The 13,802-nt window shown below is 46.4% G+C and carries 28 protein-coding genes; all 28 read right to left on the bottom strand.

Annotated features, from left to right (window positions below):
* Positions 1–28: 28 nt before the first annotated feature.
* On the bottom strand, positions 29–2,803 hold the full coding sequence (locus tag DWY95_RS07360; protein WP_118552972.1) for a helix-turn-helix domain-containing protein: 2,775 nt from the start codon (positions 2,801–2,803) through the stop codon (positions 29–31).
* A complete protein-coding gene (locus DWY95_RS07355) occupies positions 2,800–3,360 on the bottom strand; it encodes a DUF2800 domain-containing protein (RefSeq protein WP_118552971.1) in 561 nt (186 codons plus the stop codon). The genes DWY95_RS07360 and DWY95_RS07355 overlap by 4 nt, the downstream gene beginning before the upstream one ends.
* Positions 3,305–3,622: a hypothetical protein gene (locus DWY95_RS07350; RefSeq protein WP_118552970.1), complete on the bottom strand. Its 318-nt coding sequence runs from the start codon at positions 3,620–3,622 to the stop codon at positions 3,305–3,307. The genes DWY95_RS07355 and DWY95_RS07350 overlap by 56 nt, the downstream gene beginning before the upstream one ends.
* Before the next feature lie 166 nt (positions 3,623–3,788).
* Positions 3,789–4,226 (bottom strand): hypothetical protein, encoded by a 438-nt coding sequence (locus DWY95_RS07345; protein ID WP_118552969.1) that lies wholly within the window; start codon positions 4,224–4,226, stop codon positions 3,789–3,791.
* A gap of 334 nt (positions 4,227–4,560) precedes the next feature.
* On the bottom strand, positions 4,561–4,869 hold the full coding sequence (locus DWY95_RS07340) for a TFIIB-type zinc ribbon-containing protein (protein ID WP_118552968.1): 309 nt from the start codon (positions 4,867–4,869) through the stop codon (positions 4,561–4,563).
* 98 nt (positions 4,870–4,967) lie between these two features.
* A complete protein-coding gene (locus DWY95_RS07335; protein WP_118552967.1) occupies positions 4,968–5,255 on the bottom strand; it encodes a hypothetical protein in 288 nt (95 codons plus the stop codon).
* Positions 5,248–5,589: a hypothetical protein gene (locus DWY95_RS07330; RefSeq protein WP_118552966.1), complete on the bottom strand. Its 342-nt coding sequence runs from the start codon at positions 5,587–5,589 to the stop codon at positions 5,248–5,250. The genes DWY95_RS07335 and DWY95_RS07330 overlap by 8 nt, the downstream gene beginning before the upstream one ends.
* Positions 5,590–5,614: 25 nt before the next feature.
* Positions 5,615–5,869 carry a hypothetical protein gene (locus DWY95_RS07325; RefSeq protein WP_199665508.1) on the bottom strand — a complete coding sequence of 85 codons (255 nt, stop codon included), beginning with the start codon at positions 5,867–5,869 and terminating at the stop codon, positions 5,615–5,617.
* 11 nt (positions 5,870–5,880) lie between these two features.
* A complete protein-coding gene (locus DWY95_RS17005; protein ID WP_158577535.1) occupies positions 5,881–6,027 on the bottom strand; it encodes a hypothetical protein in 147 nt (48 codons plus the stop codon).
* The gene (gene thyX / locus DWY95_RS07320; RefSeq protein WP_118552965.1) at positions 6,024–6,704 is read right to left on the bottom strand and encodes an FAD-dependent thymidylate synthase; all 681 of its coding nucleotides are present in this window, start codon (positions 6,702–6,704) and stop codon (positions 6,024–6,026) included. Before thyX ends, DWY95_RS17005 begins: the two co-directional genes overlap by 4 nt.
* A complete protein-coding gene (locus DWY95_RS07315) occupies positions 6,691–6,888 on the bottom strand; it encodes a hypothetical protein (protein WP_118552964.1) in 198 nt (65 codons plus the stop codon). Before DWY95_RS07315 ends, thyX begins: the two co-directional genes overlap by 14 nt.
* The gene (locus DWY95_RS07310) at positions 6,885–7,067 is read right to left on the bottom strand and encodes a hypothetical protein (RefSeq protein ID WP_118552963.1); all 183 of its coding nucleotides are present in this window, start codon (positions 7,065–7,067) and stop codon (positions 6,885–6,887) included. Before DWY95_RS07310 ends, DWY95_RS07315 begins: the two co-directional genes overlap by 4 nt.
* Entirely contained in the window at positions 7,064–7,264 is a 201-nt protein-coding gene (locus tag DWY95_RS16785) for a hypothetical protein (protein WP_147365930.1), read from the bottom strand. Before DWY95_RS16785 ends, DWY95_RS07310 begins: the two co-directional genes overlap by 4 nt.
* A gap of 10 nt (positions 7,265–7,274) precedes the next feature.
* The gene (locus DWY95_RS17530; RefSeq protein WP_279220014.1) at positions 7,275–7,406 is read right to left on the bottom strand and encodes a hypothetical protein; all 132 of its coding nucleotides are present in this window, start codon (positions 7,404–7,406) and stop codon (positions 7,275–7,277) included.
* Positions 7,403–7,612: a hypothetical protein gene (locus DWY95_RS07305; protein WP_118552962.1), complete on the bottom strand. Its 210-nt coding sequence runs from the start codon at positions 7,610–7,612 to the stop codon at positions 7,403–7,405. The genes DWY95_RS17530 and DWY95_RS07305 overlap by 4 nt, the downstream gene beginning before the upstream one ends.
* Complete coding sequence (locus tag DWY95_RS07300; protein ID WP_147365929.1) at positions 7,593–7,961, bottom strand: hypothetical protein; 369 nt, start codon at positions 7,959–7,961, stop codon at positions 7,593–7,595. The genes DWY95_RS07305 and DWY95_RS07300 overlap by 20 nt, the downstream gene beginning before the upstream one ends.
* A gap of 165 nt (positions 7,962–8,126) precedes the next feature.
* Positions 8,127–8,354 (bottom strand): hypothetical protein, encoded by a 228-nt coding sequence (locus tag DWY95_RS07295; RefSeq protein WP_118552960.1) that lies wholly within the window; start codon positions 8,352–8,354, stop codon positions 8,127–8,129.
* Between the two features lie 61 nt (positions 8,355–8,415).
* On the bottom strand, positions 8,416–8,691 hold the full coding sequence (locus DWY95_RS07290; RefSeq protein ID WP_118552959.1) for a hypothetical protein: 276 nt from the start codon (positions 8,689–8,691) through the stop codon (positions 8,416–8,418).
* A gap of 329 nt (positions 8,692–9,020) precedes the next feature.
* Complete coding sequence (locus DWY95_RS17000; protein ID WP_158577534.1) at positions 9,021–9,188, bottom strand: hypothetical protein; 168 nt, start codon at positions 9,186–9,188, stop codon at positions 9,021–9,023.
* Positions 9,181–9,711, bottom strand: coding sequence for a dATP/dGTP diphosphohydrolase domain-containing protein (locus tag DWY95_RS17195; protein ID WP_187116968.1), 531 nt, complete (start codon positions 9,709–9,711; stop codon positions 9,181–9,183). The genes DWY95_RS17000 and DWY95_RS17195 overlap by 8 nt, the downstream gene beginning before the upstream one ends.
* Positions 9,708–9,941, bottom strand: coding sequence for a hypothetical protein (locus tag DWY95_RS07280; protein WP_118552958.1), 234 nt, complete (start codon positions 9,939–9,941; stop codon positions 9,708–9,710). Before DWY95_RS07280 ends, DWY95_RS17195 begins: the two co-directional genes overlap by 4 nt.
* Complete coding sequence (locus DWY95_RS07275) at positions 9,941–10,147, bottom strand: hypothetical protein (RefSeq protein WP_118552957.1); 207 nt, start codon at positions 10,145–10,147, stop codon at positions 9,941–9,943. The genes DWY95_RS07280 and DWY95_RS07275 overlap by 1 nt, the downstream gene beginning before the upstream one ends.
* The gene (locus DWY95_RS07270; protein ID WP_118552956.1) at positions 10,137–11,354 is read right to left on the bottom strand and encodes a hypothetical protein; all 1,218 of its coding nucleotides are present in this window, start codon (positions 11,352–11,354) and stop codon (positions 10,137–10,139) included. The genes DWY95_RS07275 and DWY95_RS07270 overlap by 11 nt, the downstream gene beginning before the upstream one ends.
* 8 nt (positions 11,355–11,362) lie before the next feature.
* Positions 11,363–11,554, bottom strand: coding sequence for a hypothetical protein (locus DWY95_RS07265; RefSeq protein WP_118552955.1), 192 nt, complete (start codon positions 11,552–11,554; stop codon positions 11,363–11,365).
* A gap of 322 nt (positions 11,555–11,876) precedes the next feature.
* A complete protein-coding gene (locus DWY95_RS07255) occupies positions 11,877–12,284 on the bottom strand; it encodes a DUF3846 domain-containing protein (RefSeq protein WP_118553061.1) in 408 nt (135 codons plus the stop codon).
* A gap of 125 nt (positions 12,285–12,409) precedes the next feature.
* Positions 12,410–12,772, bottom strand: coding sequence for a hypothetical protein (locus DWY95_RS07250; protein WP_118552953.1), 363 nt, complete (start codon positions 12,770–12,772; stop codon positions 12,410–12,412).
* Between the two features lie 14 nt (positions 12,773–12,786).
* A complete protein-coding gene (locus tag DWY95_RS07245) occupies positions 12,787–13,326 on the bottom strand; it encodes a hypothetical protein (RefSeq protein ID WP_118552952.1) in 540 nt (179 codons plus the stop codon).
* Positions 13,327–13,328: 2 nt separating this feature from the next.
* A complete protein-coding gene (locus tag DWY95_RS07240) occupies positions 13,329–13,802 on the bottom strand; it encodes a hypothetical protein (RefSeq protein WP_147365928.1) in 474 nt (157 codons plus the stop codon).

Raw genomic sequence — 13,802 nt, 5'->3', positions numbered from 1 at the left:
CCATAATTCAAAGCCTTTCTGAAATATTTTATTTGTTGAGCGCACTATAAACTGTGGATTCTGCCACACCGCAAGCCTGCGCGATTTCTTTGTACGTGTATCCGCTGCGGAGCATCGCTTTTGCTTTGCTCATCTTAGCAGAAGACATAACAGATGTCGTTTTCGGCATTGCGCGCTTTACGATTTCGTCAGAATCCGAAGAATCGAGAAACTTCGTCAACATGTTGTCCGAAATTGCGCCAGCCTGAACAGCTTCCCACTCCTTATCCGTGAAGGTCACCTTTGACTTGCGGCCGCTTGCACCGACAGAGTCACGTGCACGTTGCATTTCAACAGACGAAATCTTCTTGATTTCTTTCTTGTCTTCCGTGTTTTTAGGGTCGAGGCCCTGTTCCTGGATTTTCGCTTTGATGTTGGAATTTGCAATCAGCATTGCCTTACGCTCTTTGGGCTTATTGGCGATCATTCTGTTATACTTTTCCTTCAAAGACGCAACCTCAGGAGCGTATGCTTTGGCGGCGGATGGACTATACTCCAAGCCCTTCATGTTAGCAGCCTCTTTGCGAGCCTGGTTAGCCATGGCTTTGAGCTTATTGGAAAAGTCTGCGTACAGGTTCTCCTGGATCGTGCCAGACGACAGAGTGCGGGCGTCCTTCGTCTCAGAGATAAGACTTACCGTATCCTCAGCGATACGTTCCTTGCCCGTCTTGGGATCGGTAAAGGTACGTCCGCTCTCTTTGTAGATAAACTCGCCTGTATCCTTATCAACACGGATGCTGCCACGACGCTCAGGAACACGAACCGTCTGCTTACGGCGGGATAGCAGGGTGGATGCGCCACCATACTTAGTGTTGCCGTCCTCGTCAACACGAATCTGCCACTTCTCTTTCAGCTCCTGGATTCCATTCTCTTTTTCAGAGCGCTTGTAGTCCAGCTTGTGCTTCTCGGCATCAATAACAACCATCGAATGCTTGACTGCACGAGCCAATTCATCTTCTGATGCGCCACGCAAAGTCATATCAGTGATGAGGTTGGAGATCACGCCCATCTCACGCTGCTTCTCTTCCTTCTTCATGATACGCACATGATTGGGATTACCTTCGGGTACAGCATAAGCAGTCTTAGGATCAAACCCCTCAAGTGCTTTTAGCGGCCGCGTAGATTTGATGGGCACCTTATCGCTGATAGGGATGGTCATGACGGTATCACCGTCGAAGTCGGCACCAGACAGGCGCTCTGCAACCTTTGCGTTGATGCCGATTGCATCCTGGATCTGCCCAAGATTACGCTTACCATGCAGATTCTTATTGTTTACCGTAACAATAGGAATTTCAAAAGTGCCTGCATGAGGATAACGAATCAATGCAAGCTGAGTGCCGTTCTCATAAGTCGGGCAGTAGGCTTCGTTCTCCTTGATCTTATTGATCGGCAGGATAACTTTGGTCGATTGTCCGGGGAATGCCGATGCTTTCAGAGTCATCGACGTACCTTCGCAGGTATCCGCAAAGTCGTTCAGCAGCTTCTTCTTGACCGTCGGGTTATCATAGTGCATGATTTCATCATACTGCGCTTGATAATCCGCAACCGTAAACTTCAGCTGATTCTCAATCAGCTTTTTGGGCTGCTTGGATAGAAACTGAGAGGAAACGTTTCGGGACATAGTATCCCAATCCCCTTCTTCTTTCAGTTTATTGATGGGCGACAGATGTTCTTTGCCATCAGCGCCAATGTACATACTCTGTCCGTTAGCTTTGATGGCTGCACCAAACGGGTTATCCGGGTCAGCTTTCGCTTCCTTCAAGACTTTCATCTTGGGTGTACCGGACGGTTTGTTGGTGTTGAACATGACATCAATACCATCAGGGAGATCATCCGAATAGACTGCCATGCCTTTCAGATAATGGTCTCCATCCACCAAAATACGAACCTGCGCATAGTGGCTTTTGCCGAGATCCAGATCAGGAACGCCACGACGAATTTCCATTACGCCGTCTTTGTCCAGACCGCCCTCGTCACCATAACGAATAGCAACGCGGCTTGAGTCTAGACTGGACGGGCGCTGCAGCTTCGTAAAAGTGTCCCCACCATCATCAGAATGATAATCACCCAAAGAGTCGATCTGGTCCTGATGCTGATAAGCGTACTTTTGGTCAAACTCTGGCTTGGCCAGCACCGTGATATTCGTTTGCTGGCGAATATTGGTCGGCTGCCGGATACCAACGCCATAGCGCTTGTATCCGTATTCTGCCTCCAAGGTGTAAGCAGCATTAGAAAGTTCGGTTTCTGTCACGCCAAGTACCTGATTGGCACCTTCGGAAATATCAACCATACCTTTTTTATCTACTTCTTTTTTCAAGGTATTGGCAATATTTTCAGCACGTTTGGCTTTTTGGTCGATATTTCCGGCATATTTTGACCGAACGCTCGATTCACTCATACCGAGTTGGTTCGCAATCTCCGTCCAACCGAGCCCTTTGTTGTCTTTCAGGTCCTTGATCTGCTCGTATTCAGACTGCTTCCGCAAACTGATTGCTTTACTTCTCGCAACCCGAAACTCAGTAGGGCTCAGCTGATACTCCTTGGGGAGTGTGTCGTTTATGGCATTGATGATGTCCTTTTCGGACAGCCCTTTTTTCTTCAGTGTCTCAATACGAGACAGAAAATCGCCAGAATGCTGATAAGGATTATCACCAGAACCCCACGGATAGCGACCAGAATGACGTTTGGTGCCATAGTGCTCCAAAACGCTTTCGTTGAAAGGAATGCCAAAATAGGCGCGGACATCTTTCTCGATCTGGTTCATGCTACTGCTCCTAACTTCAATTCTGCAATTACCTTATCAAACTCGCGAATCTTCTCGATGATGGGGTCAATATCCTCATACGTAGGATTTTCGATCCAAACATCGTCATTCTGGTAGATACGAGCCTCGAACTGAATATCTTTCGGTCGAATCCCGTATTCCATGCAGAACAGAGCAGCATAAATAAAGAGCTGTTCCATATGCGCAGGAACAGCTCCGGTTTTAAGATCATGGATGCGGAGAAAATCGTCGTTGAACGAAATCGCATCCGCAGTTCCAAAGCAGTTCTCACTGTAATAGAGAACCATCTCAGGAATCATGCGAAAGCCAATTGCGTCATTGACATAGGCATTGAGCGTCTTTTTGCTTTTAGGCAACTTCTGTCGGAGCGTAATGCACTCTGCTGCAAATGCGTGAAGCCTCGTGCCTTTTTCTTTTGCTTGAAAGCTCAAGTACGCATCGGCCAAACGCTGTGCGTCGTAGTTGAGCCAATGATACTTACTAGCTCCCAGAAACGCGTGCTGCCCTGTGAGCCTCGAATGATCGTTCCATTGCATTGAGTATCTCCTCCTTGTTTTCGGGATAGATAAAGGCCGCAAAGCTCATCTCGCTCATATGCTGAACATAATAGTCCTGGTTCGGGCGATGAGATGCTTTTGCTGACTTTTTACCTTCCAATGCAGCCCATGTGTCCTCATGCAAAATCAAGAGATCCGGGATACCCTGAATCTCGTTTGGATCAAGATGAACAACCATGCAGCCAGGAAAGCGTTCTTTCAGTTCCTTTACCAATCCTGTCTTAAATTTGTTTTCGAGCATAGTACAACCTCCAAAATGAAAGGAATAGTGCGTAAGACGCATTCTATTCCCCCCATAAAAGGGGATGTTTTTATCGCGGTGGTTTTTGTGAAAAAGTGTGAATTTCTGTGAATTTTGGACAAAGAAAAAGCCCCTGCGTTTTTCACGCAGAGGCTCGTTAAATCAATTAGTCAAGATACCATGCAGGATCAGCTTCTATGCCGTCCCAGTCGTAACTTGCTTCTTCTGACGGACAATTCACAATACCCATTTCTATATCACAAAGCGGGTAAGTATTGCCACAGCGATCGCATTTCCAATCTCCGTTTTCATCTTGGCGCATTTCAGAGTGGCAAACATTGCAATACTGCACACCAATGTCAAGATCCCATTCGGGAGTGTGCATCACTTCATATGTAATGCTTCCATCCAGATGTCGTGTCCAGATAATGTCTACATCGTAGTCGCCAATTGTAGACCATTTTTCTTCTCCATCATCCAGTTTTACTCGTGCGTCATAAGGCACCAAATAATTTGAAAAAGTCGCTCTCCACCGTGCAACTTCATCTTTAACACTTGCAATTAGATCAAGATCCTTACTAGACCAGTCGGCATAATTGTTCATGCGTTTTACCTCGTAGAATCAGAAGCGTTACGTTCGTACACTGTGGTTCTATGATACATCTATGTGCAAGCTTTTTCAAGCCAAAAATAGCACTGGCCAAAAACCCATTTTTCAGCGTCAATTACTATATATAATTTTTCATTTTTTTCATCAACTAAAAGAAAAAAGTGGGTTTTTGGCCAAACTGCATATTTTTAACGAATTATCGTTATTTTTAGTGGCCATTTTTGCTAAAATTTTTGACCACGAACTGGGTTTTTGACCACGAAAATGACAAATTCCGACGTTTCATCACAAAAATTCACAAAAAGCGGCAAATAAAAATGGGCAAAGATTAGAGCATTCCAGTTGCAAATGCAACAATCAGCATAAGAATAAACAGCCCTCCAGCAACAAACATAAGCTTGAATCCAGTATCGCGAGACTGTTTAATATTTCTCTCTTCCATCTCCATCCTCTTGAGCTCCAGCTCTTTCTCAGCCTTTACTCTCTGGACTTCCGCTTCGTTTACATACCGGTGCGTCTCCTGATAATCATCCAACCGAACCTTCGTCCCGCAGAACTCGCAAAACATAAAGTCCCTGTTGTCGTCTTTCACTGTCAGTTCAGCACCGCAGCTAGGGCATTTTACCGTCCGTGCCATAAAAGCACCTCCTCATCTTGGTATAAGAATATCATGGAGACGCACCATCGTCAAGATTTACGGCGGCAATTCCCAAATAATCGTATTAAACCTTTTCATTATTTCACATCCCACTCAATAATAACATTGTTCAAACTCGCACAGTATCGTTTGCCATTGATTTGAACTTTAATCTTATGATCGGTTGAGTTCATCCAGAACACATCGCCATCGCCTTCTACGTACACATCCCTAGTGTTCGGATAGTAAATTGTGATGTGATACTCCTGCTCTTCGCTCGTGGCGCTCTTGCTCTCAGCCCGTTTTGAGCATCCGCACAACCAAATACTCAGACACAGCATCAGCGTACACCAAATCAGACATATCGCTCGATCCTTATTATTCATAACTCATCAGCCTCCTTGCCGCTGCGTAGAGGAATTTCTTAACCGACCATGTATTCACACGATACTCAACGCGCAGTTTCTCCAATTCCGGATTCGGATACTCTCCTGCCCGGAACTCCATCATATCCATTGCCCTACGAAGTCTCCGATCCGCAGAACCTGGGCTACAGCTGAACTTATCTGCCAGATTGCACTCAACATCTGCCAGCGAGATGAATTGATGAACCTCCAGGTCGTGAATAACCAGTTCAATTGCCTCGCCCAGCAAGTCTCCGCCAAAGGTAAGCACAGGAGCCCTCATCTGGATGAGAAAATCATACGTTTTCTGCTGCATTTCTTGCCACCACATCCTTTCCCACTCAGGTTTTCATAATAGCATTTGCGGCATGAACTAGATATGTGGTACCGTCAATCGTGATTTGCAGCTGATCACCTTCGTAGTCAGTCCAGTTGTCCACTTTGCCTTGAACAATAGTTCCATCGGGCAACTTAATCTGTGCCCAGGAATAGGTAAAGGTTGTATCGAACACCCTATAGTTTCCACAACTGCATAACCCGATGCAGCCAACGAGCATCATCATACATGCAACGACGCAAATAATACGATTTTTCATAGTTAATCACCTCAACCAAATATCATGTAAATCAAAAGCAAGAACCATCCTGTATATCTGATGATTCTCTGTTTTTCTTTGCCGATTTTCTCAGCAAAAGACATTCCAATTGCGATAGCTTGTAAAATAATGCTTGCGAGCAGCACAATTCGCATCACTTCACTGCACCTCCTTGCGTGTAAATATCATCGAACACCACCGGGATCTTGCTCTGAAGCTCCTTCAGCAACGGGCACATAAGCTCCCTCATCTGAGGATGGGCCGCCACAGGAGTACGCAGCTTGAAGATGTTACGCAACTCACGGTAGTTGGCAGTCACGACGATTTCGGTCTTCAAGCACAGGGGCAGCACGCAACGGGCCTGTTCGGGACGCATGCCGTTGGCAATCATAAGCTTGTAGTCCTTTTCGGCATAAGTCATGGCTTCAAGGAACGAACTCTTGATCGTAACCTCGCTATCGTTCAGTTCACAATACTGCTCGCCATGAATATAAGAAGGCCAGATAAACGTCAGCTCCCCTCCAAACTTCTCCTTCGAGTAGTTGCAGTACCGGGTGCTCTCCTGCGCAAAGCTTGCAATGCGGTGCCGCACCAGCTCATTGGCAATGGCCCGGTCACAGGTGAACAGCACGGATAGCTGAGAATGCTCCAGCATAGCCTCATGCCCCTGCTTCACCAGAAAGCCCACCAGCTTCTTTGCCGACTCACCGTCCGGCGTGATCTTATCCTCGCTCTTGTAGCAGACACGGGCCACCCGCTCGATTTGCTGGAGCTCCTTAATGCCGCCCTCAGAAATATCAGTGAGGATTTCGTACTTAGGTTCAACGATTTTCATAATTAAATCTCCTTTTCATCAGTGAATCCACCATTTCGAGCTGACTGAGGCTCTTTCCGTTGCCCCTTTGCGGAACTATGATGTATCCGAGATGAGCCATTTGTTTATGGTCACAGGATTTCACTTTGGGGCACTTCTGGCATTTTGGAGCAAGAATGGTGATTGCTCCAAAGTCTTCGTTCATAAACTATCCTCCCGCTTCAACTTACACTCCCAGTCGCCGCAGATATCTCCACAAGCGAACTTCTTCGCGATATTCATGCCTTTACGGATGGCCTCCTGCTTATTGGTCGCCCTGACTTCAAATCTTTGATGTCCACCACCGTTGTCTGTGCAGGAAAAAATAAAGGTATACTTTATCATAAAATACCTTCCTTATATGCTTCTAATGCCTCTCGTAATTTGGTTACTGAAATGTTGTTTTGTCTACACCATCGCAAAGCCTCTGTCAGAATAATATCACCATTGATTACAAGGTGAGCAACAGTGTCAAGTGATGGATCTACATCTATGGTAACCATCTTCTGCAATTCGTGATCATACGAATATAAAATAGACATCTTGCTCACCTCACAGCAGAATTCCGAACAGAATGAACCAGATTATCTTCAGCGTTAACGCAATAATGATCAGCCATGCACAGATCGTAATGGTCGCCGCCAGCAAATGCCCAAGGAATGTACCAAATTTCTCCCAAGTCATACCGCACACCTCCTCGCAGCATCCACCCTGCACTCCGCAGCGTTAAGCTCAAAAATAGCAGCTGTCACAAATTCCGGGTCGCAGTGCTCAAAGTGATTCCGGGCCACTTCCAAATCCCGCAAAGCCTCCCGCAGGGTATTAACCGTCGTCGGGATCGGCTCCATGCGGAATATCTTTTTGACATACTCAGCGATTTTTCGCAGCATTTCTACACCTCCACATCTTTGTGACTTGACGAGCCGTGAGCCAGCCCTCAACATCATCATGGCCAAGTAGCTGTGTGCCCATCACCTCGATAAGCCCCTGCTCAAAGCCATAGGAACCACAACACCAAATGCCATCCCAGATACGATTTCCAGCAGCATCATATGCAACGATTTGCTCACCACCATCGAGTCGTCCGCCCGGAAGATACTCCTGATAGTCCGGTCTGTCCATCTCTGGCCGACGACGTCCATAAGTATGCGGAACCTTAGCATGCTTCAGCAGAATATCTAGCTTCTGCATCTCGGTCATGTGGTTCCAAACCCGGAGTTTCCATGTTTTCTTAGACATGTTTCTCATTTGTGCATTTCCCTTTCGTCAGCCTCCATGGTCTTTGCGATTTTATGCTGAATATAAAGCACACAGCCAGCCTGACTATCACACCCGAATGAAGCCAATAGTCCAGCAATAGCATTCAAAGAGTTCAAATCCTCCTCAGCAAATATCATTTAGCGTTCACCGTTCCTCCTGATACTCTACAATTTTGGTCACTTCACTCTGAACCCGGCGTAAGAAATCACACGCACCCAAGCAACCGCATTCCCTCAATGCCTCAGCGATATCGCCTAAAATATCTATGTCGGTTCTTGTGAGATTAACTTGAGGAATAACTTCAATATTCTCCTCTGTGATAAATGGGGTATAGTCTCCACAATGGCAGCATTTAATGTTCATACGTTGCATATAAACATCTCCTTCAACGATAAAAATAAAGAGCCGCAGATTTCTCCACGGCCCAGTTCTCTTATTTATTGAGTTTTGTATTTGCCTCAACAAATTCTTTCCTAGCTTCAATCATATAATTATTGAAATATTCGCTCCCATTATGAGCATTCATATACAGGTCATTGGCACCCATCAACTTTCCTTGATAAAGTCCAAGCGTATATCCGTCATCATATCCTTTTCCATAGCGTTCGCAATATACTTTGCGAACCTCTGCATTGTGAATACGAATCAACACACACGCCCCAACAATACCAGCAATAGTGCTAATACCAATTTTCCACGCTTTTTTCATAATAAGTATCTCCTTTCAAATATGAGTTTACCTCATAAAGGAGCTTGTTATTTTCGCGCCAAAAATAAAGAGCCGCAGATTTCTCCACGGCTCCCGCCTTTGTCAGTTCAATGCCACCCAGCAATGATACTGCCCACATGGGAGTGCATCATACGATGGATGCTTCATTCTGTACGGGCAAGCATTGCAGTTCCCCTCATTATCAGGATCTGCAAGAAATTCCCGTATCAGATTGTTATCCGATCCATCACATTTCCACTCCACATGGTTCCATTTTTCATTTGCCATAATGTAATCACCTCCATAATATGCAGAGATTTTTTCGCGCCTTACTTGGCCTTCTCCCTTTTATCCTTGAAGTTCACAGGTTTCACAGTTCCCTCCCGCGCACACTCCGTCAGGCACTCGTTGCAGGGCTCGTCCGTCTCCAGCACCTTGAAGTTCACGCACTTCGGGCAGTAGGTCGCATAATCCACTTCGCGCATCCAGTCATTCATCAGACTTCACCTCCCGAATAACTGCAAGATGATTACATTTCGGACAATACGTAAATGAATTCCCGTCTTTATAGGGTGACCAAACTTTCATTTCAGCCCATCTGTCTTCTGTGACACCAAAATGGACGCCGCATACACTACAAACAAGAGTAACTGATTTCTTTTCATTTTTCTCCTTTTGACGTTTCTTTTCTTGCGGTCTCCATCTATCATCCAACTCCGGATGGGTCTCTCGCTGGTTCAATGCCCAGAGCAGGTTCCAGCAGGCAGCGCGCAGGTGGTCCTCGTCGTCCATACCGACCATGTACTTTGCCAGATGCCGAGAAGCACTGTCCAACAGAGAATGCAGCGGGATGCCCTTATCCACGTTGTGCTCGCCATACTTCAGCGCACCCTCCTCGCAGTGCTTGCTGACCTCCATAATGCCATACCAGGGTAAAAGGTCCATCCGTCCCTTCCCTGCGTGCATATCACGCTTGGCACCGGTTTCAAACTCTGTGCGATCTCCAAAATCTTTAATCATTTGTCTTCCTCCTTTTTGAATCCTTGAAAGTCTCCTATCCCCAAGCTTCCATCTTTACAATGGTGAACGTCACGTACATGCGCACCAATTCCACAGCCCTTCGGATACCATTTGCCATCATAGGCTGCACCCGAAACGGATTCAATTGCCGTGTTTTCACTAGCAGTCGCAATAGACTCAAATAATTCTCCACACAAGCGGCACTTGTAAATTCCATGAAACAGCGCCATTAGTTTTCCGCCTCCAACTTTTCAATAATTTTCCCAATCGCGCCAATAACATAATTTCCAAGGAAATTCTGAAAAGCAGCATCATAGGTGGCGCGAAGCATCATTTTGAGCGCCAACTCATCAGAAACTGCGTAATCAGTCATTTCTTTGTTGGCTTTTTCTACGATTTCCTTGGTAAACAGTTCTCGAATATCATTACTCTCCATAAAATTTCCTTTCGTTAAATGCCTTCTTCGAGTTCAGCGCCCTCGAAATTGCCAGATCAATCCCTGCCCGGCTCTTCAGGTGGTAATACCAGAGATCCTTGTACGGCGTGTTTAGCCGGTCGATACGCCCAGACGCCTGTTCCATGATCTTGTAGGAGTAGTTCTGACTGTAAAATATAATTGTATCTGTCTTGATACAGTTCCAACCTTCTGCCCCGGCGTTATATTGTACGAGATAGACCCATCGCTCTCCATCCGGAATCGGTTGATGCTTATGCCCGTTCCATTGTGCTACTTCCACGCCTTCGTCATAGGCCAGATTCAGCAGAATATCCAGCTCATAGTCAAAGTTGTAGAAGATGATGACTCTGGGCCGGGTCATGCAAATATCTAGCACTTCCCGCTGGCGGCTCTCATCCGAATTGACGAGCTTCCGCAGCAGATAGCAGAACTCGCTGGCTGTCTCGATTGGCTTGTTCTCCCAAAGATTCCACCGGTTCTTGCAGATCGACATGTATTTCATCTTGTCATAATCTACGAAAATATTTTCATGGTGAGACACAGTTGAACGTTCAAAATCCATATCGACCAGGACCCGTTCCCGCAGCCTTACCAGACGCTGGGTATTCAAATATCGGTCGATCTTTGGATACTTTGTGCAGAATTGGCTATAAACCACATGCTGGTTATTGAAGTCTGACCGGTTACGGTAAAATCCATTTGCAATGAACACCGGAATATAATCCGTCCAGCAATCGCCGGGGGTCGCGCTGAGCAATATCCATTCGTTGCTCTGCGTGATTTTCAGGAATGCCTTTACCCATGTACCCTTCCCGACGACTCGCTGCTCGTCAAATATAAAGAACGCATTCTTTGCACCAACATACTTTCCAACGTTATTCCAGGAATCTACAACGACGGTATGCTCGTAAACATCATGCTCTTTATCCGTAGACATGTAGAAATGGGCCAGTTCTTCATCCCATTCGCCAGTATCTCGTTTCCGAGCGGTCGTGATGATGTACAAATCCGGTGGTTCTGTCATCTTAACGTAATTTTCCGTGTTCACTATCCCATCAAATAGCGTATAATAGAACGCCAAACTGGTTCTCGATTTTCCGCTTCCTACGCCTCCGCATAAGATGCAGCCAATTTTCATCCGTTTGAGTGCATCCAGCTGGTAGTCGTAGAGCGTTACGCCTGCCATCAGTTTAATTACCTCCATTCCGTGTGTACATGGATCGAAGTTTTTCTACAGTGATTTTCGTAGGCCAGCAGTGCGATAGTCGCCTCCTGTTCGTCTTCGCCTTCACCATAGACTGTGTAAGCAAAAATCTCCTTGCCGTCTTTCGTAAAGACCTTCCACTCTTTCTTAGTAGAGTCCGTGCTTTTTGCAGTAGGACGCATATTGCAAGCCCTCCTTATCAGCTTCGCGCATGATATCCTGAAGTGTGAGTTTCTTCGGCTTCGGTTCGTCTTTTTTTAGGAACCGAGCCTTTCTGCATTTCTCGCAGTACCTTTGGCCAGGATAAACGGCGTACATCATCACCCCACAATCCATACATGGCTTGTCGATCTTCCAAACTTTTGCCACAAATATCAGTCTCCTTTTGCTTTGAGTATTTGCGAGTCATGCGGGAATCGAACCCACCGTACAGCCCATGCTAATGACTCAAATAAAAAGAGTCCCAGATTTCTCCAGGACTCTTCGTTCTACATGCGCCTGAAGTTATTGCTCTTCCGGCTCACAGTAGTCGATTTTCAAATGAGATTGACCAGAAGCATCAACTTCTGCCCAGAATTTTTCCGGTCGATGGAACAGCTTCTCGTACTTTTCCAGAAGGTCCGGACTCAGCGATCCAAAATCATCTTCGGTAAGTCCGACGATCAGAAATGTTCCTGCGATGATGTCGATCGGAGTTCCATCATCGGACAAAAGTGTACGGTTGAAATTGTCCATCGAGCAGCCAAGCAACTTGCCTTCTTCATTGCAAATCATGGCTACAGGGTCGTCCCACGGATAGGTTGCCTGAATCGGGCCACCAACTTCTTTCTGCAAGGAGTCCAGACCAAGCGGGATTCGGACGATTTCGGGATAGCAATGCGCTTTGATACGGAGCACTTTAATTCGTTTCATGATGTCAACCTCCAAATCGTTCATAAATATAAATAGAGCTGTTTCCTTAGAGCCGCCATTTGCGACGTGGGCACTCACCGGCTGGACATTCGACCAGGGACTGACCCCGGCACTCAATTTTAACGTTAATACGTCTCGGCCAGGCGTCGGTTGATAACGTCCGGAGCAACATACGCAATATTTACCAGATACTGCGGAATGTCATACAGTTTTGCCGTATAATTCTCTACGATGCACCCGGCAAACTCCTTTTGGTCATCGTAGACACCGATAAAGGCGTCTGCTTCCGACATAAGCTGAATGGATTTTCCAAGATACCACAGTTGCTCATGATTGGACGCAGGTGCGTTCTCTGCGATCCACGTGTCTATCACTTCAAACTTCTCGTTGAAGATAGCCTCTGCAATATCACACAGTTGGTTGATCGTGTCATGAATCTGCCTTTCGGTGCGTCCACGCATCGGGCAGCTGACGAACAGTTTTGCCATAAAACATTCCTCCCTCAGAACGGAATTTCGGTGTGGTCGCTCGGCTCGGCCATGTCTGCTTCCGGTGCAGCATAGCGCGCATACCGTTCTGCATACGGATCGGCATCTGCATCCTGCTCCACATACATGACATCTGCATACAGGCTGTACTCGCCCGGAGTGTTGCGCTTCTCCACGAGATTGGCCTGAACGCAGACATTCTTAACCCGAATGAAATCGAGCTGACCGATCGTATCAATGTCACAGAGCAGGCGCTTGCCGGTGGTAGTGATCCAGTACACGTGCGGCGGCCACTTGGATTCCATGTTGATAGTGACCGGAGCAAAGTAGGTCGGCACAAACGGCTCGTCGTAAGTACGCTCCGGATTCGGCTTGGTCTGCCGTACCTTCACACCGAGAGCCACCAACTGATCGGCCAGTTCCTGCGTAGGAATGACCACATTGACGCGGCGCTTGTCCGAGCCAAAGCGGTCACGGCTGGGATCACCAGAGAAGTTGGTGGTAAAAATAAAACGAGTATCGTCAATATTGACTTTCTGACGCTTGGTGTACATTTTTATAAATCTCCTTTGTTCTTTTTGATATACTCAATGCATTCAATCGCATAATTCAGCTTGATAAGAGCATCAATCTGACAGCCATTGAACGCAAGCCCGTTGCTCCGAACCTTATCAAGGTCTTTGATCGTATTCTTTGCTGACCCAATCAGTTCGAGAATTTCGTCCAAAATATCATTTTGGGATTTTTCCTTCGCCTTCTGAGCAGAAGCACCAGCACACCGCTTGGAAGTATCCTTGTAATAGTCCTCCCGGCTGCCCTGAGCCTTCTCAGAGAACTTCCGAATGTGATAATTGTGTAAAATGTCCACATACAGATCTTTGGCGAGGAACTCCAATTCCCTTCCAGTGTCAAGAGTTATCTCAATCGAAGATAAACGAACGATGAAACCACCCATAATATCGGGGCCATCAGTACGGACAACATCGATTGCGCCAACGCACCTTCCAGTGTTATCATCAATCAGATACAC

The sequence above is a fragment of the Faecalibacterium sp. AF28-13AC genome, from assembly GCF_003478405.1.
In the GTDB taxonomy this organism is placed as follows: domain Bacteria; phylum Bacillota; class Clostridia; order Oscillospirales; family Ruminococcaceae; genus Faecalibacterium; species Faecalibacterium prausnitzii_E.
Note: the sequence above shows the minus strand (reverse complement) of the source record. Positions and strands in the feature narration are given on the sequence as shown.

Coding starts and splice junctions, on each gene's coding strand:
- DWY95_RS07345 (WP_118552969.1), bottom strand. CDS start 4,226: ATGAACAATTATGCCGACTGGTCTAGTAAGGATCTTGATCTAATTGCA.
- DWY95_RS07275 (WP_118552957.1), bottom strand. CDS start 10,147: ATGGAGAGTAATGATATTCGAGAACTGTTTACCAAGGAAATCGTAGAA.
- DWY95_RS17000 (WP_158577534.1), bottom strand. CDS start 9,188: ATGAATGACTGGATGCGCGAAGTGGATTATGCGACCTACTGCCCGAAG.
- DWY95_RS07245 (WP_118552952.1), bottom strand. CDS start 13,326: ATGTACACCAAGCGTCAGAAAGTCAATATTGACGATACTCGTTTTATT.
- DWY95_RS07270 (WP_118552956.1), bottom strand. CDS start 11,354: ATGGCAGGCGTAACGCTCTACGACTACCAGCTGGATGCACTCAAACGG.
- DWY95_RS07355 (WP_118552971.1), bottom strand. CDS start 3,360: ATGCAATGGAACGATCATTCGAGGCTCACAGGGCAGCACGCGTTTCTG.
- DWY95_RS07335 (WP_118552967.1), bottom strand. CDS start 5,255: ATGAATAATAAGGATCGAGCGATATGTCTGATTTGGTGTACGCTGATG.
- DWY95_RS07350 (WP_118552970.1), bottom strand. CDS start 3,622: ATGCTCGAAAACAAATTTAAGACAGGATTGGTAAAGGAACTGAAAGAA.
- DWY95_RS07255 (WP_118553061.1), bottom strand. CDS start 12,284: ATGAAACGAATTAAAGTGCTCCGTATCAAAGCGCATTGCTATCCCGAA.
- DWY95_RS07280 (WP_118552958.1), bottom strand. CDS start 9,941: ATGGCGCTGTTTCATGGAATTTACAAGTGCCGCTTGTGTGGAGAATTA.
- DWY95_RS07315 (WP_118552964.1), bottom strand. CDS start 6,888: ATGAACGAAGACTTTGGAGCAATCACCATTCTTGCTCCAAAATGCCAG.
- DWY95_RS07300 (WP_147365929.1), bottom strand. CDS start 7,961: ATGTCTAAGAAAACATGGAAACTCCGGGTTTGGAACCACATGACCGAG.
- DWY95_RS07250 (WP_118552953.1), bottom strand. CDS start 12,772: ATGGCAAAACTGTTCGTCAGCTGCCCGATGCGTGGACGCACCGAAAGG.
- thyX (WP_118552965.1), bottom strand. CDS start 6,704: ATGAAAATCGTTGAACCTAAGTACGAAATCCTCACTGATATTTCTGAG.
- DWY95_RS07325 (WP_199665508.1), bottom strand. CDS start 5,869: ATGAAAAATCGTATTATTTGCGTCGTTGCATGTATGATGATGCTCGTT.
- DWY95_RS07310 (WP_118552963.1), bottom strand. CDS start 7,067: ATGATAAAGTATACCTTTATTTTTTCCTGCACAGACAACGGTGGTGGA.
- DWY95_RS07295 (WP_118552960.1), bottom strand. CDS start 8,354: ATGCAACGTATGAACATTAAATGCTGCCATTGTGGAGACTATACCCCA.
- DWY95_RS07290 (WP_118552959.1), bottom strand. CDS start 8,691: ATGAAAAAAGCGTGGAAAATTGGTATTAGCACTATTGCTGGTATTGTT.
- DWY95_RS07340 (WP_118552968.1), bottom strand. CDS start 4,869: ATGGCACGGACGGTAAAATGCCCTAGCTGCGGTGCTGAACTGACAGTG.
- DWY95_RS07305 (WP_118552962.1), bottom strand. CDS start 7,612: ATGCTGCGAAAAATCGCTGAGTATGTCAAAAAGATATTCCGCATGGAG.
- DWY95_RS17195 (WP_187116968.1), bottom strand. CDS start 9,711: ATGATTAAAGATTTTGGAGATCGCACAGAGTTTGAAACCGGTGCCAAG.
- DWY95_RS16785 (WP_147365930.1), bottom strand. CDS start 7,264: ATGTCTATTTTATATTCGTATGATCACGAATTGCAGAAGATGGTTACC.
- DWY95_RS17530 (WP_279220014.1), bottom strand. CDS start 7,406: ATGACTTGGGAGAAATTTGGTACATTCCTTGGGCATTTGCTGGCGGCG.
- DWY95_RS07265 (WP_118552955.1), bottom strand. CDS start 11,554: ATGCGTCCTACTGCAAAAAGCACGGACTCTACTAAGAAAGAGTGGAAG.
- DWY95_RS07330 (WP_118552966.1), bottom strand. CDS start 5,589: ATGCAGCAGAAAACGTATGATTTTCTCATCCAGATGAGGGCTCCTGTG.
- DWY95_RS07360 (WP_118552972.1), bottom strand. CDS start 2,803: ATGAACCAGATCGAGAAAGATGTCCGCGCCTATTTTGGCATTCCTTTC.